Raw genomic sequence first — 19,742 nt, forward strand, 5'->3', positions numbered from 1 at the left:
ACCTTTGGTCCCATCAAGCATGAAAGGCATGAACGTGATCCGTTTCTCGAAGGCCGTCGCCACGACGATCGCCGCCGGTGCCCTCGTCCTCGGTTCGGCAGCCGGCGCTCTCGCCGACGACTACGGCAAGGGCTACGGCAAGGGCTACGGCAAGAGCTACGACAAGGGCTACGACGGCTACGGCTTCAGCGGCGCCTACGCCTCGGCCATCGCGGTCGGCTCCCCCGGCATCCTGAGCGGCAACGTCATCCAGCACCCGATCAACATCCCGATCAACCACTGCGGCAACGGGCACAACCACTGGTCCCTCCTGAACCCGACGACCGGCAACTACTGCGTCAACCGCTGACGCAGGCCCCACCCGTCCGAGGCCGCCGGGGGTACTCTCTCCGGCGGCCTCTGGCCGGGGCGGGCCTCACAGGCCATTGGTGAAGGCGCTCAGCCGGGCGGTGCCGTAACCGCCGTCGATGGGCACATTGCGGATCGCGTGGCCGGTGAGCCACTCGCTCAGCGTCGCGAAGGACGCGTCACCGTGGGTGTCCTTGTACAGGACGGCGATCCCGGTGACGTGCGGGGCGGCCATCGACGTGCCGTCCAGGTCGCGGAAGCTCCCGTTGAGGTAAGCGGACAGGATGCCCATACCCGGCGCGTGGATGTCCACGCAGGTACCCCAGTTGCTGAACCAGGCCCTGCGGTCCTCCTGGTCGATCGCGCCGACCGTGAACGCCGACTGGGAACTCGCCGGGGAGACGAAGCACGCGTTGACGTTCTCGTTGCCCGCCGCGGCCACCGGGAAGACCCCGGCCCTGGCCAGCCCCTCCACCGCACGGTTGGTGGCGAGCGACCAGCGCCCGGCGAAGGACAGGTTCGCCACCGCGGGCCTCTTCGCGTGCCCGGCGACCCAGTCGATGCCGGCGATGACTGCTGAGTTCGCCGTACGACCGACGCAGGGGAAGACCCGCACCGACACCAGCGTCGTCTTGCGGGCCACACCCGTGTAACTGCCGCCGACGGTGCCCGCCACATGGGTACCGTGGCCGTTGCAGTCCCCGCCGTCCAGACCGTCCCCGATGGCGTCGTAGCCGGGCACGGCCCGCCCCCCGAAGTCCGGGTGGGAGAACTCGATGCCGCTGTCGACGATGTACGAGGTCACCTTCGCGCCGGTGGCCCGGACGGAGTAACCGAACCCGCCGAGGGCCCGGTTGTTGATCCGGGTCAGACCCCAGGGTGTGAAGCCGCCCAGCCCGCGGACTCCCTTCGCCCGCGCGGGACCGGAGGCCACGGCCGGGGGCCCCGAAGACGCGGCGGGATGGCCCTGGGGCAGCACCGGCTTGATACCGGGCCCCGGGGAGGGGGGTGACCCCGCCGGCGCCGCATCGGGCGGCAGCGCCACCACTCCTTCCTCCGGCCCAGCCTGCTCGGGGAGCGGCTGTCCCGGCCCTGGCTCGTGCGGCGGAAACTCACCCGGCGGCGCGGGATCGGCTGACGGGGCGTCGGGGGTGCCCATGTCCTGGGGGAAGTCCACCGGCCCCGGGGGCTCGCCAGGCACGCCCACCGGTGGCGGGGGCTCCAGGTCGCTGTCGGCAGGGGCGTCCTCGCCGAGCGGGATGGTCACCATGACGTCCTGCTCCACCTCGTCGACCCCCGGCGCGGCACGCACCCGCTGCACTTGCCCGGCGGTGAGCCTGGCGGCGAAGCCGGACAGCGCGTGCCGGTAGGTGAACAGCGGCTGGACTCCCAGCCCCTCAAGGACGGCGATCGGCGCGGTACCGGGGTCCAAGGTGACGATGTACTGCCCAGGGATCGCCCCCGAGGGGCCACGCCGCGGTTCCGCCGCGCTCGGGAGGGGCGCCGCCAGGGCAAGGGCGGGAAGGGCTGTCATCAGGGCGACGGATGCTGTTCGCCGCACAGAAATGCGCATCGGCGGGCTCCTTGACCGTTGTTTCGCACTCGATCTGACGACCCCCCAGGTCCTGGCTATCATCAGAGTTTTCCGGTCGCCCGCCTGGACGGCTGTCCAGGTGACGCTCAGGCTCCGCACACTCCCCCGTCGGCGGCTCGGTCAGAGGGGACGGTCAGTGGCCGGAGGCCATCTCGATCTTGCGAGTCAGCCTTTTCACGGAATCAGGGGCCCACCAGGCACGGGGGCCGGCCAGCCGGAAGAACACCGGGACCAGCACTCCGCGGATCAGCACGGCGTCCAGGAGGATGGCGATGCCGGTGCCCAGGCCGAAGAACTTGGCCAGGGAGACTCCGGACAGGGCGATGGCGAAGAAGGAGACAGCCAGCAGGCCCGCGGCGGCGCTGATGAGGGGGCCGCTTTCGCCGAGGCCGGCGCGGACCGACAACTCAGCGGGGTCTCCGGCGATGTGCCGTTCCTTGATACGGGACAGAAGGAAGATCTCGTAGTCCATGGACAGCGCGTACGCCACGCACACCAGGAGCACCGGCATCGTGATGGCCAGCGGGGACGGGGTGAAGCCGAGGAGACCGGACAGATGGCCGTCGTTGAAGATCCACACCATCGCGCCTACGACCGCCGCCAGCCCGAGGGCATTGAGCAGAACCGCCTTGACCGGCAGAAGCACGCTGCCCGTGGCCAGCAGAAGCAGCACCAGGGTGATCAGCGCGGTCAGGCCGAGCGCCCAGGGCAGTCCGTCCGCCAACGCGTCCGTGGTGTCCACCAGTTGCGCGGCCAGTCCCGCGATGTACACCTCCCGATGACCGGGCACCGGGACCGCGCGCACCCTTTCGGCCAGTTGGCTTCCCTGGGGGGAGTAGGGCACGACACGGGTGTGCAGGTCGAGCCGTACGCTCCGATCGTTGCGCAGGGCCACCGCTGCGCTGTCCGCCCCTGGGGTCACGGCTTGTGCCCTGCCGTGGACGAAGCGGCCGACAGGGCTGTCCACCCGGTCGACACCGGGCACACGGGAGAGCGTCCGGGCGTACGTGGCCAAGGCGGTTGCCGAGGGGTCCCGGTCCCATGCCGGCGCCACCGCGCTGATCGTGTCACCGCCTGCGCTGCCGGCGAAGCCCGTACGCAGCGCCTCGGCCACCTGCCGGCTCTCGGTGTTCTTCGGCAGGGCGCGTTCGTCCGGGATGCCGAACTGCGCGTGGCCCAGTGGCAGGGCGAGCACCACCAGCCCGATGGTCGCCAGCAAGCCCCACAACGCGGGGCGGCGCATCGAGCCCCCGGCGATGCGGCCCCACAGCCGGCGCTCGGGAACGACCTGCGCGGCGCGCGTCGGCAGCACGCGCCACTTGTCGACCCGCTTCCCCAACAGCAGAAGCATGGCGGGCAGCGGTCCCAGCGCGCCCAAAACCGTGATCGCCACGGTCGCCACGCCCGCGAACGCGAAGGACCGCAGGAAGTACAGAGGGAAGACCAGCAAGGTGAGCAGCACGCTGGCCACGATCGCGGCGCTGAAGACCACTGTGCGGCCCGCTGTACGCAGGGTGCGCAGCAACGCCGCCATGTCGTCGCCGTCGGTGGCGCGTTCCTGTCGGTAGCGAGCCACGATCAGCAGGCTGTAGTCCACCGCGAGACCGAGACCAAGGGCGGTGATCAGATTGGTGGAGAACACCGAGACCGAGGTCAGCTGGGCCAGGCACCACAGCACCGCCATCGCCCCGACGATGGCCGACACCCCGACGGCCAGTGGCAGCAGCGCCGCGACGACACCTCGGAAGACCAGGACCAGCAGCAGCAACGTCAGCGGAATTGCCACCGACTCGGCGAGCTTGAGGTCCTGCTCGGTCCGGTCGTTGAGATCGTTGTTGATCTGGGTGATACCGCCGAAGCGCACCTCGACGTCACTGCGCTCTCCGGCGAGGCTGGTGTAAAGGTCCTTGGTCTTGCGGTCGGCGGCATCCTGGTCGCCGGCGACGGTGACCGCGGTCAGGCCCACCGCACCGTCGGCCGAGCGGAGCGCCGGGTCGGGGGTTCGGTAGTACGAGGCCACGATGTGCACGGCGCGCTCACGCGACAACTTCTCGAGCAGGGACCGTCCGGCACGGGTGGCCGCCGTGCTGTCCGCGTCCCCGCCCTTGTCCCGTACGAGCACGAACAGGTTGGGCTGTGCGGCGGGGAACTTGTCCCGAAGCAACCGCGTGGCTGCGGCGGAATCCGATGACGGATCGTCGAACCCACCGGTTTTCAGTACGTTGAGTGTGCCGCCCGCGACAATCCCGGCCAGGACGACGAGGAACAGCCAGGCCGTGAGGACGGCTCGAGGACGGCGCAGCGGCAGTGGAAGGCGCGCCGGCCGGCCCGGGGGCGACGTGCTGCCGGACGTCTCACCCGACGTGACGGTCGCTGTCCCCGTCATGGCCTCGGGGGACGATACTGGGGGAGGCTTCACCGGAGGCTGCTCCTCGCTTCGCGTGTGGACTTCTCGGTCGGGGCGTCCGCATGCCCGGGGGACGCCGGGAGTTCAGCTGTTCAACGAGTGACAGTGGGAGGCGAGCACGGACACGGAGGACTCGATCTGCTGCGCGGTGTGCTCGCTGGTGACGAAGAACCGGAGCCGCGTCAACTCCTCCGCCACTGCCGGATGAAGGATCGGGTTGACGCTGATCCCCGCGTCGAACAGCGCCGCCGACAGGCGGAGGGCCTTGGACGAGTCCTTGACGATGGCGGGGATGACCGGCGAACCGAAGCTGTCGCCTGTGTCGATGCCGGCCTGCCGGGCCAGTTGCAGGAAGTGTTCCGCGTTCTCACGCAACCGCTGCAGTCGCTCCGGTTCCTCGCGCAGGACCCGGAGTGCGGCGAGCGAGGCTGCGGCGTTCGCCGGGGTCATGCCCACGCTGTAGACGAACCCGGGAACGGAGGCCTTGAGGTAGTCGACGACGCGTGCGGTACCGGCCACGTAGCCGCCGCAGCCCGCCAGTGATTTCGACAATGTGCCCGACCACAGGTCCACGGCCGAGCGGTCCACGGCGAAGTGATCGCCGACTCCGCCGCCGTGCGGCCCCACAACGCCGATGCTGTGCGCCTCGTCGATCATCACCATGGCACCGTGCCGCTGCTTGACCTCGATGAGGGCCGGCAGGTCGACGATGTCGCCATCCATGCTGTAGACGCCCTCGACCACGATCAGGACACGGCGGTAGTGGTGCCTGATCCGCCCGAGCATCACGTCGAGCGCCGCCATGTCGTTGTGCGGGAAGGGGCGGCGCCTTGCCCCGGAGAGGTTGCAACCCTGCAGGATGCTGTCGTGCGCGAGGCCGTCGTGCAGGATCAGGTCATCGGGGCCCATGAGGTGGCCGATCACGCTCACGTTGGTGGCGTGCCCGCTGACGAGCGCGACGGCCGCTTCGCAACCGTTCAGCGCGGCGAGTTCCGACTCCAGTTCGCGGTGCAGTGGCCGGTCGCCGGACAGGAAACGGCTCGCCGAGACCGACGTACCGTATCGATCGACGGCCTCCTTGACAGCCGCTGCGACCTTCGGGTGGCCGGACAGCCCGAGGTAGTTGTATCCGGAGAAGGAGATCAGTTCCCGGCCTTCGATCCGGGTGGTGTCCCGCAGCGTGCCTTCGTGCAGCAGGAAGTACGGGCTGCGGCCGAGGGAGGCCCGGCGTCGCTCCATCTCCAGGAGCTCGGGGAAGTCCTCGATACGGCTCTCGGCCCGCACCGCCGCCGCTGGGACCGGATCGGCCACGGCCACCCCGCCCTCGACGGCGAGCTGCGAATGCCCCTCCGACAACGTGTGCGCAGCGCACTCGACAGCGACGCGGCCGTTCGACAACGTACTCACGGCACCCTCGGCCCGAGCCGGGAAGGCCGCCGCGGACAGGACGGCAGTCGCGGTCGGGGCCCCTCGATCCACCTTGAGCAGTCCGGCCATCGCCTCGACCGCCTGGGCGATGGTGGGCTGCCGGGGAATGAATCCCTCCGTGACGCTCTCGGCGACCTCCGGGAAGGCCCGCCGCAGCCGCACCAGCAGCTCGGTGGTCATCAGGGAGTCGAAGCCCAGCTCTTGGACGATGTTCAGCTCATCCGTCAGTTGGTCCACGGGGAACGCACTGACGGCCGACAACTCGGCGTACACGCGGGCGCGTACCCGCTCGAAATCCACCCCGGCGGCCGGCTCACGGGCGTCACGGTCTTCGACCGCGGGCAGGCTCAGCACGTCCATGCCGGCGGCCCACTGCTGGATGAGCGGCGGGGCCGCCGCGGGCGAGGCCGCCGGGCGATCCACGACGGGAGCGGCCGTGCCGAAGGTCTGCAACAGGTTCAGCTGCTCCCTCAGCAGCGTCACGACGTCATGCATCAGGGAATCCTTGTGATCGGGGGAACTCGGAGGAGGGGCAGCGGCGGGGGGCGCCTGGGCCGCCCCTTCGCGGTCCGGCTCGGGCAGCACGGCGGGAGCCTTGTTCGTCAGGACGTCCGGAGACCGGCCAGGTCGCGTGGCGGGGGGCTGGAGATGCCCCTCTTCGGCTCCCAGACCAAGGACGGTGGGCGGGGCCGGGCTCCGTGAGGCGACGCGGGGGTACCAGTACGACTTCGTCGCCAGGGGGGAAGGCGGCAGCGTCACCAGTGGCGTCCCCTCCGGTACGAGCCCCGCGGCGTCGATGTCGACCCCGAGCACGGCGAGCTCGCCGAGCGTGGCGAGGAAGGTGCGAGCCTGGTCGGAACCGTCCGCGGTCAGGGCCATGCACCGGACCCCGCTCGGCTCCGGAACGCTGTGCCGTACGGCACCGAGCAGCCCGCTGCCCCCGCAGACCTGCACGAACACCTTCGCGCCGGCCTCGTACGCGGCGCGAGCCGCGTCGCCGAAGCGGACCGGGGCACTGGCATGGCGGCCCCACAGCTCGCGCAGCACGGCAGGGTCGTCCTCGGCCGCGCCACTCACCGACGAGACGAATCCGGACCGGGGGCGGGTGATCGTACGGGTCGCGAGGTCCGCCGCGAGGTCGTCGAGGGCGGAATCGAGAAGTGGGGAGTGGAAACCGTTGGAGACCCGCAGTGGCGTGGCCGCCAGGCCCGCCTCCGAACAGCGCCGTGCCAGCTCCTCCAGCTCCGTCGCCGTACCGCTGTACACGACCTGGCGGGGGTGGATGAAGCAGGCGGCCCATGTCTCCTCCAGCCCCTGCGTCACACTGGCCGCCTCGTCCTGCGAGGCCCGGATGGCGAGCATGCCGCCACGTCGTACCGACTCGGCGCTGCGCATGCGGGCGCCGCGCGCCAGGAGCAGCCGCAGGCACTCGGATTCGTCCAGGGCACCGGCATGGACCGCGGCGGGGAACTCGCCCACGCTGTGACCGAAGGTGACGGCCGGTACGGCGCCGAGAGACCCCGCGAAACGTGCGAGCGCCACGCCGAACGCACCGAGCACCGGCTGGCAGACGTCCGTGCCGGTGAGCCGCTCCTGCCCTTCCGGGGTAAGGCTGGCCGGCCCGTACACCGAGTCCAGCAGCGAAAGCCCGTTATCCGAGACGGCGAGCGCGTCCAAGGCGTCGATGGTGGAGCGCAGGGCGGGGAAGCGCTCATACAGGTCCCGCATCATCCCCGGCTGCTGGCTGCCCTGCCCGGGAAAGACGAAGGCGATCGTACGTTCCGAGGCCGGCAGCGGTGCGACGGCCGAGTACACGCCCTCGTCCAGCGTGCCCACCCTGCCTTGGGCGAGTGCGGACCGGGCCTGCTGCACCCGCGTCCGCAATTCCACGTGGCTGCCGGCGACGACGGCGAGCCGGGCCGTGAGCAGCCGCCTGCTCGCCAGGGTCCGCGCGATGGCGCTCAGCGGCATGTCGGGGGCGTCCTGCAGGGTCTCCAGAACATGGACGAGGTGCGACTCCAGCCGGTCCACGCTGCCGGCGGAGAAGAGGAAGAGCTGCGGCTCGTCGTCCCGCGTCCCGGGCGCCTCCTCCGGCTGCTGCCCGCCGGTGGTCCGGCGCCCGGCGGCCGGTGTCTCGACTCCGCGCAACCGCGCGCTGGGCTCCGGCGCCTCCTCCAGTACGACGTGCACATTGGTGCCGCCGAAGCCGAAGTTGCTCACCCCGGCGCGACGCGGTCGACCCCCGGGATGCTCCCAGGGCTCGACAGCTCGCGGGATCCGCAGCCTCGACCCCGCAAGATCCTCCGGACGAGCGGGATCGGTCTCCGGCATGGGCACGATCGTGCGGTGGTGCAGTTCCAGCGCGCTCTTGATCAGAGAAGCGGCACCGGAAGCCCCCAGGGAGTGGCCGATCAGCGACTTCACCGACGACAGGCAGGCGGTACCGTCCCAGTCGCCCTCGGCCTCCCCTCGAAGCTTGATGATCGAGTCCAGCTCGGTGGCATCCCCGACCACCGTGGCGGTGCCGTGTGCCTCGAAGACCCCGATCGATCGGGGGGAGCATCCGGCATCCGCATAGGCGCGGCGCAGCGCCGTCATCTGGCCGTCACAGCTCGGCGTCATCGGACCCTCCGCCGCCGCCCCGTCGTTACTTGCGCCGATGCCCTGGATCACCGCGTAGACCCGGTCGCCGGCGGCCAACGCGTCCTGCAGCGGGCGCAGCACGACCACCCCGACACCTTCGCCCAGAACAAAACCGTCGGCCTCCCGGTCGAAAGGCCTGCACACACCGGCCGCCGAGATCGCGCCCACCTTCGAGAAGGCCAGCAGCGTGCGCGGCTCCAGCGTGAGATAGGCGCCGCCCACCAACGCCACACGGCACTCTCCGGTGGCCAGATGGCTCAGGGCCTGGTGCAGCGCGACCAAGGTCGCAGAGCACGCGGCATCGACCGTGAAACTGGGGCCGCGCAGGTCGAAGAACCGGCTCACATTCGCCGCCGCCATACTGAGCAACGCGCCCGGAACGGAGGACGGCTGCATGGTGACGACGTCGGGCACGAGTTCCATGTATTCGCTGATACCGAGGCCGAAGAACACTCCCGCCGACTGGCGGTCGAACTCCTGTCGCTCCCATCCGGCGTCCTGCAGCGCCTCACGGGACGCGTCCAGGAGCAGGCGGTGCTGCGGGTCCAATCCCTGCACCCGGCGTGGCGACATCCGGTAGTGACGGGCGTCGAACTGATCGACGGCGGCGATCGGAGCGATGACGTCCGTGTATGTTCCGGCGCGGGCGCGCCTGTCCTGCGGGGTGTGGAAGGGTGCGTGATCCCAGCGTTCGGGAGGCACCACTCGGAACTGACGTTCACCCTTGCGGAGCATCCGCCAGTATTCGGGGAGATTGCGGGCTGCCGGAAACCTGCAACCCATGCCGACAATGGCCACGTTACGCAACGCAACTCCCAAGGCCGTGGGCCAGATGAAATGAAGATCACTCGATGCGCTCTCGGTGGATCCACGTGGTGCGGAGCCGATGGCCCGGCAGGGCGGCTGTGTGCCGTGTCCGCGCCCGACCGGGTGGGCAAACCGCCCCAGGCTCCGCGTTTCTCATGGTGTGACAGATTCGGGCCGGACGCCCGCCAGAAGATCCGTAAGAGTTATGGCACCACCTGCCCCGCGGACAGCGGCGACTCCGCCGTTCCGGTCCTGGATCCCCGTTCCAAGACCTTCGGCGTTCGCTCGCCGTGGAATCGGGTGCGCCGCATAGCGCGCAGTCGCCGTAGTCCACGTGGGGGAAACCTTGGTGACGCCGTATCGGTGCCGAGCTGGACATCGTTGCCAAGAATGGGACCAGGGGGGTTTCGGAACCTCTGGCCCGTCCGAGAGGAACGGTGCAGGTGCAGAAGTTCAGGAGGGCCACACTGCTGGCCCTGGCAGTGGGTGGCCTGTCATTCGGGGGATCCGATTTCGCCTCGGCCGACAGCGGCGGCGCCACCACCGCCGGCGGCGGTTTTGGCGCGATCGGAAGCCTGCTGCAGCAGAACACCGCTCAAGAGCGCAGGCAGAACAACAACTGCGCAAACCCGAACGCTGCGTTTGTGCAACCGGGGCTGCTGGGCGGGCCTACGCAGACCCGCTGCGGGACCGGCGACGCCTCCTTCAACAGGCACGCCGTGAACCACGGCGGCGGCAGCCACGCGACCGGCGGTTCGGGCACGGTCGGCCAAATGATCCAGCAGAACACCGCTCAGAAGGGCCGGCAGAACAACAACTGCGCCAACCCCAACGACACCATCTTCTCCCACGGCGAAGGCGTGACGGACAGCTTCTGCGTCGACCAGGACGGCTCCCACAACAAGCACACCCTGACCAAGGGCGGCGGCAGCCACGCGACCGGCGGCTCCGGCAAGGTCGGCCACCTGGTGCAGCAGAACACCGCCCAGGAAGGCCGGCAGAACAACAACTGCGCCAACCCGAACCAGTCCGACATCACCGCGCCCGATGACCTGATGGCCAGTCACTGCAGCAACCTGGATCGCTCTCACAACAAGCACACCCTGACCAAGGGCGGCGGCAGCCACGCGACCGGCGGCTCCGGCAAGGTCGGTCACCTGGTGCAGCAGAACACCGCCCAGGAAGGCCGGCAGAACAACAACTGCGCCAACCCCAACGACACGTTCATCACGTCTCCGGACACCGGCTCGCAGACCCGTTGCGCAAGCATCGACCATTCGACCAACGTGCGAACCGCCGAGTTCAGCGGCGGCAGCCACGCGACCGGCGGCTCCGGCGAGGTCGGCCACCTGGTCCAGCAGAACACCGCCCAGGAAGGCCGGCAGAACAACAACTGCGGCAGTCGCAACGGCATGACCCTGATCGCCTCGGGCCACACCCGTACCCAGTGCGTCGCCGTCGACGAGTCCAAGAACTTCGACACTTTCAGCCGGTAGTGAGAGCACACGAAGCAAGGGCCTTCATGCCTGATCGGCCCCGCCCGGCGTCCCGGACGGGGCCGGCCCCGTTGCCGGCGAAGCGTCAGTCTCCAGTGGGCTGGGCGATCTCGCCCGGTCCGGCGGTCGCCACGGCGCGGCAGAACGCGAGTGCCGGTACAGCGGACTCGACTCAATGGCAGGGGATCACGACGATGGGACACCAGGGACGGCACACGGCGGCCGGCGCAATCGCTCAGAAGGCACGCAGGGCGGCGGCAGTCATGCTCGCCGCCGGCGCGCTGATCTCCGCGGCCGGCGGCAGCGCCTTCGCCGATGTGCTCGGCGACACGCCGCTCAGCGGGGAGCTCAATACCGACCAGGACGGAGAGCAGAACCTGGACTGCGGCAACTCCGCCCGCCTGGTCCGCCTCAACATCGGCAAGACGGTGCATCGGGAGCGGGTCTGTGTCGACACCGACGGTCATACGCGCCGACACAGCGGCCACCCGAGTGGCGCCCGGGCGGTGGGCGGGGCAACCCTCGGCCCCCAGGTCAACACCGCGCAGACCGGCCGGCAGAACCTCAACTGCGGCAACTCCGCGGACACGCTCACCGTCAACGTCCTGGGGACCATGCACCAGGAGACCACCTGCGTGGCGGTGGACGGCCGCCACTCCCCCGGCAGGGAGCGCGGACGCGGCCACGGTGAGCACATCGGTGACGCCAGGGCGGAAGGCGGCCACTCGGTCGGCCAGGTCAACACCGCGCAGACCGGCCGGCAGAACCTCAACTGCGGCAACTCCGCGGACACGGCCACGGTCAACGTACTGGGCACCATCCGGAAGCACACCACATGCGTCGCCGCAGACCACTCCCACCGTGCCGGTCCCGCCACCGTTCATCGGGGCCAGGCCTCCGCCGGCACCACCGAGGTGGTCGGATCCGAGACCAACACCGCGCAGAACGGCCGGCAGAATCAGAGCTGCGGCAACCCCGGCACGCTCATCGACCTTCCCCTCGGCCATAGCGAGCGCGAGACCCGGTGCACCGTGCGGGACAGCTCCAGCAGCCACCGGACACGGTGACCGCGACGATGCCGGGAACACGTCGTGCCCGGTTGTTCAGTCAAGTGCTCCCAGGACGACGGCGCTGTTGAACCCGCCGGTCCCCCGGGCGAGCACCACGGCCGTGGTCAGCCGTTCCGGCCGCGTCCAGCGGGTGACCAGGCGGATGCCGTACCGCTCGCGGGCGGCCCGCGCGTCGCCGCCGCGGGTGGGCGGGAGCACACCGGTGCGCAGCGCGAGGGCGGCGGCCACCACGTCCAGGGCGCCCGCGCCGGAGGTCAGCCGCCCGACGCCCGCCTTGGGCACCGTCACCGGGACCTCCGCCAGCCGATCGCCGAGGGCCCGGCGGAGCGCCGCCGCCTCGGCCGCGTCCCCGGCCGGGTCGCCCGCGCCGTCGGCGAAGACCACGTCCACGTCCCCGGGGGCGCGCCCGGCCTGCTCCAGCGCCGTGGTGAGGGCCCGGGCCAGCTGGACGCCGTCGGGCGCGGGAGCGGTGTGGTGGTGGGCGTCGTGCGTGGCGGCGTGGCCGAGCAGTTCGGCGTAGCCGCGTACCCCGCGTTCCGCGGCGTGCGCCTTCTCCTCCAGGACCATCAGGGCGCCGCCCTCCCCGGGGACGAACCCCGAGGCGTACGGGCTGAAGGGCAGGTACGCCCGTTCGGGGTCGGTACCGCGGTGCACCGTGGGCAGGGTGGACTGGCAGGCCAGCGCGAACGGCGACAGGGGCGCCTCGGTGCCGCCGACGATCACTGCCTTGCCGCCCCGCCGCAGCAGCCGCCAGGCGTGCTTGAGCGCGTCCAGACCGCCCGCGCCGTCCGCGGCGACGACGCCGCAACCGCCGGTCAGCCCGTGCCGGATGGAGATCTGGGCGGCACCGGCCGCGTGGAACCAGGCGATGGACTGGTGGGCGTCGGCCCCGCCGGGACGCCGCGTCCACAGGGCGTGGGTCTCCCGCTGGCCGGACTCGTTGCCGCCGGAGCCGCTGGAGGTGACCACAGACAGGTGGAACGGCGGGTGGTCGGCGGGCCGGAGCGCCGCGTCGGCCAGCGCCATCTCCGCCGCGGCCAGGGCGAACCAGGTCCAGCGATCGGTCTCGGCGCGCAGCTTGTCGTCGATCCAGCGGGCGGCGTCGAAGCCGGTGATCTCGCCGGCCAGCGCGACCGGCGCGCGGCTCGCGTCGGGCCTGCCGATCGGCCGGATGCCGTTGCGCCCGGCGATGGTGGCCCGCCAGTAGGGGCGGGCGCCGACACCGGTGGGGGCGACGACCCCGAGCCCGCTGAGGACCGCGCGTGTGGTCATGCCTCCGCCTCCCGTTCCGGGCCCGGCTCCAGGGCCGAGAAGACCATCGCCGACTGGAAACCGCCGAGCCCGCAGGCCACCGACAGCGCGTGCCGCACCCGCCGTTCACGGGCGAGGACCGGCGTGTAGTCGAGGTCGCACTGCGGGTCGGGCCGCAGGAGGTTGGCGGTCGGCGGGATCACCCCCCGCCGCACGGCGAGGGCGCAGGCGGCCATCTCCAGGGCGCCCGCCGCGCCGAGGCAGTGGCCGATCACGGACTTGACCGAGCTCACCGGGACCTTGCGCGCGTGCTCGCCGAGGGCGCGCTTGTACGCGGCGGTCTCGTACCGGTCGTTCTGCACCGTCCCGGAGCCGTGGGCGCTGATCCAGTCGAGCTGCTCGGGGGCGATGCCGGCCTCCGACATGGCGGAGATGATCGCCTCGCTCAGGTCGTAGCCGTCGGGGCGCAGACCGGTCATGTGGTAGGCGCCGGTCCTGTTGTCCCAGCCGCGCACCTCGCAGTAGACGGACGCGCCCCGGGCGCGGGCGTGCCCCAGTTCCTCCAGCACCAGCACGGCGCCGCCCTCGCCGAGGACGAAGCCGTCGCGCCGGGCGTCGAAGGGCGCGGGCGTCAGCCCGGGGTCGCCGGTGAAGGCGGTGGTGGCGCCGATCGCGTCGAAGCAGGCCACCGTGACCGGGGAGATGGGCGCCTCGCCCGCACCCGCCAGCATGACGTCGGCCTCGCCGTCGCTCAGCGTCCGGAAGGCGCAGCCGATCGCGTCGACGCCGGAGGTGCAGCCGGTGGAGACGACCGAGGACGGGCCGTGCAGGCCGTGGCGCAGCGAGAGTTCGGCGGCGGCCGAGGAGGGGTGCATCGCCCGGTGGAGGAAGGGCATGCCGTGGTCGGGGCTGACCTCCCAGTGCCGGCCGCCGTCGCTGGCGACGACGTACTCGTCCTCCAGGGTGACGGTGGCGCCGACGGCGGTGCCGAGGCAGACCCCGATGCGGTCGGCGTCCTCGGCTTCGGTGCGCAGTCCGCTGTCGGCGAGCGCCTCGGCGGCGGCGGCGAGGGCGAACTGGGCGAACCGGCTGTTGCGGCGTGTCTCCCGGGGAGTGAGGCCGGCCGCGAGGGGGTCGAAGTCGGCCTCGGCGGCGATCCGCGAGCGGTGCCCCGAGGAGTCGAAGCGGGTGATCCGGCGGATCGCCGGCCTGCCCCCGACGATCCGCTCCCAGAACGCCTCCCGCCCGATGCCGCCGGCGGCGACGGCTCCGACGCCCGTCACCACCACCCTGCGCGCGGTACGGCCTGCGGTCACCGGTCGACCAGTTCGCGGCCCGGTGCCGGGCCCTGCGTCGCCGGTCCCGCCGCGGTGGCGGCGCGGGCGATGGCGGCGGCCTGCTCGCGGGTCTCGGTGTCCACGTGTCCCAGCTCGGGGCGCGGTGCGAGCGGGGCCAGGAAGAACACCGCGCGGGCGACGGCACCGGAGGTGTTCACCAGCCGGTGGCGGACCCCCCGCGGGATCAGCAGGGCCTCGTTGGCGGCGACGCTGCGCGGGCAGCCGTCGAGGTCGACCCGCACCTCGCCCTCGACGACCACCAGTTGCTCCTGCGAGTACGGGTGGTGGTGCTCGGCGACGGCCTCTCCGGGGCCGACGGTGACCATGCCGCAGAACCCGTCCGTCGTGCCGACCGAGGTGGTGGTCAGCAGGGTGCGGATGTCGCCGCCGCGGCGGGTGTCCGCAGGGGTGTCCAGGGTGCCGACGGGGCGGATCCTGCGGGATTCCAGCCGGTCCTTGATGAGCTGCATCTGGACCCGGGAGTTGTTGTTGATCCGCTGCCGCATGCCCTCGTCGTCGATGGGCGCGTCCACCTTCATCCGGAAGTCCTGCAGCCAGCGCATGCGGGTGCGCTCCGGGCCGAGTTCCTCGTACTGCCAGTAGATGTTCATGAACTCGAACGGCCCGGTCTCCAGCCGCCGGGCCCGCACGGTGCGGGTTTCGGGGTCGGCGGTGCGCTCCGACACCCAGGACCAGACGCGGCCCTTCTCGTCGGGGTGCATGGTGAGGCGGAAGCGGGTGGTGTCGCCGTCCTGGGAGATGATCTCGGCCTCGGCGTACTCGCTGAACAGGGTGGGCCAGCCGGCGACGTCGTTGGTGCGCAGCCACACGTACCGCAGGGGTGCGTCGATGACGATCTCGTTCTCGGTGTGCATCGTCATCGGGTCAGCACCTCCGCGGCGCGGCGTCCGGGCTGACGTTCCGTCACTGGGGTCATGGGGGTCCTACCTCCAACCGAGCGGGCCGAATAATCACACAATCGGTCCCCGCCCTGACGGAACATGTCACGCCCTCCCGGCCCGCTCCACCCGGACGGGGGCACACTTCGTGAGGGCCCGTCAGCAACCCTGCCGGAGCCCGGCCGCGGGCCCGGGGTCCGCCGTGATCATCCGTTCCGGCCGGCCGAAGCGGGCGTGCGGGACCGGCGACCCGTCATGCCGCCGTCCGGTACGGAGGCGGTACGTGGGCTCCCGCGCCGGTCGGGCGCCCGGGCGGGCTGGCAGACGGGGCACCAGACGGTCGTACGACCGGCGATCCGCTCCCGGCGCAGCCGGCCGCCACAGCGTGGGCAGTCCGGGTCGGGGGTGTCGCGGTGGCCGGTGAGCCAGGAACGCCGGGCCGGCACGCACCCGGCTTCCACGGCGGAGCGCAGGACGCGCCGCATCGCGGTGCGCAGCCGCTCGCACTCCTCCTCGTCGAACGAGGCGGCGGGGCGGGTGGGCGGTGTGCGCGTCCGCCACAGGATCTCGTCGGCGAGCAGGTTGCCGAGCCCCGCGACGACGGACTGGTCGATCAGCACGGCCTTGATACGGCCCCGCCGCCGCGTGAGCAGGTCGGCGAACCGGCGGCGATCCACCTCCAGGGCGTCGGGCCCCTGGCCCGCCAGCACGTCGGCGACGGCCTCCTCGCCGGCGACGAGCCGCAGGCCCTGGAGCTTGCGCTGGTCGCGGTAACGCAGTCCGCGCCCACCGGAGAGGGTGAACAGCACGCGGTCGTGCGGGTGCCGCGGCCGGCCGGGGGCACAACGGAGCAACAGCCCGGTCATGCCGAAGTGGATCAGCAGTACGGGGCCGTCGCGGGTGGGGGCGATCAGCCACTTGCCGTGCCGTCGGGGTGCGCCGAACCGGCGGCCCTCCAGCGCCCGGCGCAGGCGGGGAGCGCTCACCCCGTGCAGCACGGAGGGGTCGGCGACCTCGACGTGCTCGATGCGCCGCCCGCGTCCGTACGAGGACAGGACGCGACGGAAGCCCTCGACGTCCGGCAGTTCGGGCACCGGGCCGCCCTCATCCGCGGTGGTGGGGCGCCTCCGTCCCGTCCACGTGGGTGCCGGGCACCACGGGGGCGTGGGCGGGCGGGAGGTCCTCCGGGACGCGCTCGCGACCGCGTCCCTCCTCGCCCTGCGGGGCCGCGTGGCGGGCGGGCCCGCCGGTCCTGAGCTGGGAACGGTGCGGCCAGAGCGATGTCTTCCTGTGTTTTCCGGTCATAACGGGCGAATACCCGCACCGGGCGCCCGTCACCCGCGCACGTCAACGTCGCGCGTCAACATCGCCCCGCACGCGGCCGTGAGCGCGACCGCCGACTCCGCCGTGTGCACCAGGAAGGTGAGGATCTCCTGGAAGTACGGCCGCACGCAGCCGCCGGTCCGCGTCCCGGGCGCCGCGCTCCACGATGTCGACCTCGCCGCGGTCGACCGTGAAGGGCACGCGCGGCTCGACGGCCGGCTGCGTGCGGCGCCTCGACGGGTCGAGGTGGCCGGTGTCGACCCCGGCGAACCCGGCGCCGGCGGCCTCGGGGGCGCTTGAAGGCGCGCCGGCCTCCTCCTCCAGGTCGTCCCGGGCGGCTTCGGAGACCGGGGCGGGATCCCTGTGCAGGTTGTTCATGATGCGACGGTCTTCCTCGGGTCCCCGCTCCCCAGCGACTTCGCGGCCGGGACGGCAGCGGAGGCGGGTGGATCGGGAAGGTCGTCCAGGAAGTCGGCCGAGGGCACGAAGAACAGCGTGCCGGTCACGGCCCGGGAGAAGTCCAGGATCCGGTCGTGGCCGGCCTGCCCCTCACCGAGGAACATGTTGCGCAGCATCCGCTCGGTGACCTCGGGGGTCCGGGCGTAGCCGATGAAGTACGTCCCGAACTCGGCGGTGCCCACCCGGCCGAAGGGCATGTTGTCGCGGAGGATCTGCCGTTCGGTGCCGTCGGGTTCGACGATCGTGGTCAGGGCGACGTGGGAGTCGGCCGGCTTGACGTCGTCCGCCATCTCGACGTTGCCCAGCTTGCTGCGGCCGATCACCCGCTCCTGCGCCTCCACGGGCAGGGCGTTCCAGGCGTCGAGGTCGTGCAGGTATTTCTGCACGATCACGTAGCTGCCGCCCGCGAAGTCCGGGTCCTCGTCGCCGATCAGGACCGCCTCGGTCGCCTCGGGACCCACCGGGTTCTCCGTGCCGTCGACGAACCCCAGCAGGTCGCGGACGTCGAGGTACTTGAAGCCGTGCACCTCGTCACGGACGGTGACATGGCCGCGCAGCCGGTCCATCACCAGGGAGGCCAGTGCGAAGCACAGGTCCAGCCGGCCGGCCCGGATGTGGAAGAGCAGGTCGCCCGGGGTGGCGGGCGCCTGGTGGCGAGCTCCGGTCAGCTCGGCGAAGGGGTGCAGCTCCGCGGGGCGCGGCCCCGCGAAGAGGCGGCCCCACACGTTCGATCCCACCCCGGCGACACAGCTCAGCCGCCCGTCCGGGGTGCCGAAGCCGACCGAGCGCTGCAGCCCGGACAGATCCTCCAGCAGATCGCGCACAGCGCTCTCGCCGCCGGGGTCGACCGTGACGACCAGGAAGATCGCGGACATGGTGAGAGGGCTGAGCACCGGCTGCGGCAGCGGTTCCGCCATCACCACGCTCCTTCACGTCGGGGCGCGCCCGGGTCCGGGCGGACACGCACAAGTCTGCTCCGGGGCCCGGCCCGGTGCATCCTGACCAGGTGCGGCACCGAACCCCCGGCGGAAGGCGGCTGGACATGAGCGGTGGCCCGGAAGGGGACCGGCGGGACCTGCTGACCGCGCTGCTGCTGGTCCTCACGGTGCTCAGCGGGCTGGTCGACGCCATGAGCATCCTCAGCCTGGACCATGTCTTCGTGGCCAACATGACGGGCAACCTGGTCTTCGTCAGTCTGGCCCTGGCCGGGGCGCCCGGGTTCTCCGTCGTCACCTCGCTGGTGGCCCTCGGCGGCTTCGCCGTGGGCATCCTCTTCTGCCGGGCGGCCCTGGCCCGGCTGAGCCCCGCGATCACACTGGTGAGCGCGGCCGCCGTGTGCGAGACCGTGCTGCTCGGCTCGGCCACGGCACTGCACGCGCTGGACGGGTCGCGGCGCGTGCTGGTGATGGTCTGCGCGGTGGCGATGGGCATCCAGAACGCCATGGCGGGACGTGTCGCCATCGCGGGCCTGACCACGACCGTGATGACCCGCACCCTGGTCGGGCTGCTGGGCGGCGCCGCGGCGCACGACCGGCGGGTGGCCGTGCGGCAAGCGCTCAGCGTGGCCGCGCTGGTGACCGGCGCCCTGACCGGGGGCCTCCTCGTGCTCCTGGTGGCACCGGCCGCCGCCCTCGCCGCGGCCGCCGGGTGCGCGCTGGTGGTGGCCGCGACGGCCACCGTCGCCGCCCGCCGGTGACCGCTCCCGTACCGCCGTTCAGAAGCGGACCGGGAGGGCGACCAGGCCGCGGGCGCGCATCGAGGGGCGCCACCGCAGCTCCGCGGGGTCCGCGTCCAGGGCCAGCCCCGGGAAGCGGGCGAGCAGCTCGGTGAGGGCGATCCCGGTCTCCAGCCGGGCCAGGGGCGCACCGAGGCAGTAGTGGATGCCGTGCCCGAGGCCGAGGTGCGCGGTGTCGGCGCGGCCGAGGTCGAGGCGGTCGGGCTCAGGGAAGCGGGCGGGGTCGCGGTTGGCCGCGGCCAGAGCCAGCAGCACCGTCTCACCGGCGGGGACGGTCACACCGCCGATGGTGACGTCCTCCAGCGGGAAGCGCCGGATGGCCAGCGGCGCCGGCCCGTCCCAGCGGGTCAGCTCCTCGACCGCAGCCGCGGTCCTGCCCGGCTCGGCCCGCAGCGCCGCCAGTTGCCCGGGGTGCGTCAGCAGCGCCAGGACGGCGTTGCCGATGAGCTGCACGGTGTTCTCGTACCCGGCGAACAGGACGAGGAAGGTCAGCGACATCAGCTCGTCCTCGCTGAGCCGGTCGCCGTCGTCACGGGCGGCGATCAGCGCGGAGAGCAGGTCGTCCTCGGGGTGGGCGCGCTTGCGCGCGATGAGCTGACCGAATTACCCGAGCATGGCGGCGACGGCCTCCCTCGCCGCCATGGGACGCGACGGGTCCGGGGCGACCAGGGCGTCCGTCCAGCCCCGGAAGTCGCGGCGGTCGCCGGGGGCGACCCCGAGCAGGTCGCAGATCACCCGGATCGGCAGCGGCGCGGCGTAGGCGCCGATCAGGTCGGCGCGGCCGTCGGTACCGGTGACGCGGTGCACGGGACCGGCCTCTCGGAGCCTGCCGTACGCCCCGTAGGGGTCGACGATCAGTTCGGCGGGGTCAACGGAGGCCTGCGCGCGCGGGGTTGCGTCCGCGGCGGCGTTCGGCGGGGTCGAGGAGGCCATGCCCCCACTCTA

General features: G+C 72.0%; 13 protein-coding genes and 1 pseudogene. 4 read left to right on the forward strand and 10 right to left on the reverse strand.

Annotation, left to right across the window (positions count from 1 at the left end):
* Positions 1-28 precede the first annotated feature (28 nt).
* The gene (locus AC3EUJ_RS30830) at positions 29-349 is read left to right on the forward strand and encodes a chaplin (RefSeq protein ID WP_431967155.1); all 321 of its coding nucleotides are present in this window, start codon (positions 29-31) and stop codon (positions 347-349) included.
* Between the two features lie 66 nt (positions 350-415).
* On the opposite strand, the gene AC3EUJ_RS30835 is transcribed toward AC3EUJ_RS30830, so the two are convergent.
* The 3 genes from AC3EUJ_RS30835 to AC3EUJ_RS30845 form a co-directional block, all read right to left on the reverse strand.
* Complete coding sequence (locus AC3EUJ_RS30835) at positions 416-1,921, reverse strand: S8 family peptidase (protein WP_431967157.1); 1,506 nt, start codon at positions 1,919-1,921, stop codon at positions 416-418.
* A 154-nt stretch (positions 1,922-2,075) separates the two neighbouring features.
* Positions 2,076-4,328, reverse strand: a complete 2,253-nt coding sequence (locus AC3EUJ_RS30840) for an MMPL family transporter (RefSeq protein ID WP_431967159.1) — start codon at positions 4,326-4,328, stop codon at positions 2,076-2,078.
* A 105-nt stretch (positions 4,329-4,433) separates the two neighbouring features.
* Positions 4,434-9,218 carry an aminotransferase class I/II-fold pyridoxal phosphate-dependent enzyme gene (locus AC3EUJ_RS30845; RefSeq protein WP_431967161.1) on the reverse strand — a complete coding sequence of 1,595 codons (4,785 nt, stop codon included), beginning with the start codon at positions 9,216-9,218 and terminating at the stop codon, positions 4,434-4,436.
* Positions 9,219-9,670: 452 nt separating this feature from the next.
* Here AC3EUJ_RS30845 and AC3EUJ_RS30850 point away from each other — a divergent pair, with 452 nt between their 5' ends.
* Both AC3EUJ_RS30850 and AC3EUJ_RS30855 read left to right on the forward strand, forming a co-directional pair.
* On the forward strand, positions 9,671-10,723 hold the full coding sequence (locus tag AC3EUJ_RS30850; RefSeq protein WP_488180978.1) for a hypothetical protein: 1,053 nt from the start codon (positions 9,671-9,673) through the stop codon (positions 10,721-10,723).
* 194 nt (positions 10,724-10,917) lie between these two features.
* Positions 10,918-11,790: a hypothetical protein gene (locus tag AC3EUJ_RS30855; protein ID WP_431967165.1), complete on the forward strand. Its 873-nt coding sequence runs from the start codon at positions 10,918-10,920 to the stop codon at positions 11,788-11,790.
* 36 nt (positions 11,791-11,826) lie between these two features.
* Here AC3EUJ_RS30855 and AC3EUJ_RS30860 read toward each other — a convergent pair whose 3' ends face one another.
* The 6 genes from AC3EUJ_RS30860 to AC3EUJ_RS30885 form a co-directional block, all read right to left on the reverse strand.
* Entirely contained in the window at positions 11,827-13,065 is a 1,239-nt protein-coding gene (locus AC3EUJ_RS30860) for a beta-ketoacyl synthase N-terminal-like domain-containing protein (protein ID WP_431967167.1), read from the reverse strand.
* On the reverse strand, positions 13,062-14,360 hold the full coding sequence (locus tag AC3EUJ_RS30865; protein ID WP_431967169.1) for a beta-ketoacyl-[acyl-carrier-protein] synthase family protein: 1,299 nt from the start codon (positions 14,358-14,360) through the stop codon (positions 13,062-13,064). The genes AC3EUJ_RS30860 and AC3EUJ_RS30865 overlap by 4 nt, the downstream gene beginning before the upstream one ends.
* Complete coding sequence (locus AC3EUJ_RS30870) at positions 14,357-15,262, reverse strand: cupin domain-containing protein (RefSeq protein ID WP_431967171.1); 906 nt, start codon at positions 15,260-15,262, stop codon at positions 14,357-14,359. Before AC3EUJ_RS30870 ends, AC3EUJ_RS30865 begins: the two co-directional genes overlap by 4 nt.
* 224 nt (positions 15,263-15,486) lie before the next feature.
* Positions 15,487-16,374 carry an Fpg/Nei family DNA glycosylase gene (locus tag AC3EUJ_RS30875; protein WP_431967173.1) on the reverse strand — a complete coding sequence of 296 codons (888 nt, stop codon included), beginning with the start codon at positions 16,372-16,374 and terminating at the stop codon, positions 15,487-15,489.
* A 253-nt stretch (positions 16,375-16,627) separates the two neighbouring features.
* Positions 16,628-16,981: a hypothetical protein gene (locus AC3EUJ_RS30880; protein WP_431967175.1), complete on the reverse strand. Its 354-nt coding sequence runs from the start codon at positions 16,979-16,981 to the stop codon at positions 16,628-16,630.
* Entirely contained in the window at positions 16,978-17,979 is a 1,002-nt protein-coding gene (locus tag AC3EUJ_RS30885; RefSeq protein ID WP_431967177.1) for a Dyp-type peroxidase, read from the reverse strand. Before AC3EUJ_RS30885 ends, AC3EUJ_RS30880 begins: the two co-directional genes overlap by 4 nt.
* A 125-nt stretch (positions 17,980-18,104) precedes the next feature.
* Between AC3EUJ_RS30885 and AC3EUJ_RS30890 the strand changes: the two genes are divergently transcribed.
* Positions 18,105-18,758: a YoaK family protein gene (locus AC3EUJ_RS30890; protein ID WP_431967179.1), complete on the forward strand. Its 654-nt coding sequence runs from the start codon at positions 18,105-18,107 to the stop codon at positions 18,756-18,758.
* Between the two features lie 18 nt (positions 18,759-18,776).
* Here AC3EUJ_RS30890 and AC3EUJ_RS30895 read toward each other — a convergent pair.
* Positions 18,777-19,730: pseudogene (locus AC3EUJ_RS30895) on the reverse strand (cytochrome P450 family protein).
* Positions 19,731-19,742 lie beyond the last annotated feature (12 nt).

It is taken from the genome of Actinacidiphila sp. bgisy160 (genome assembly GCF_057707815.1).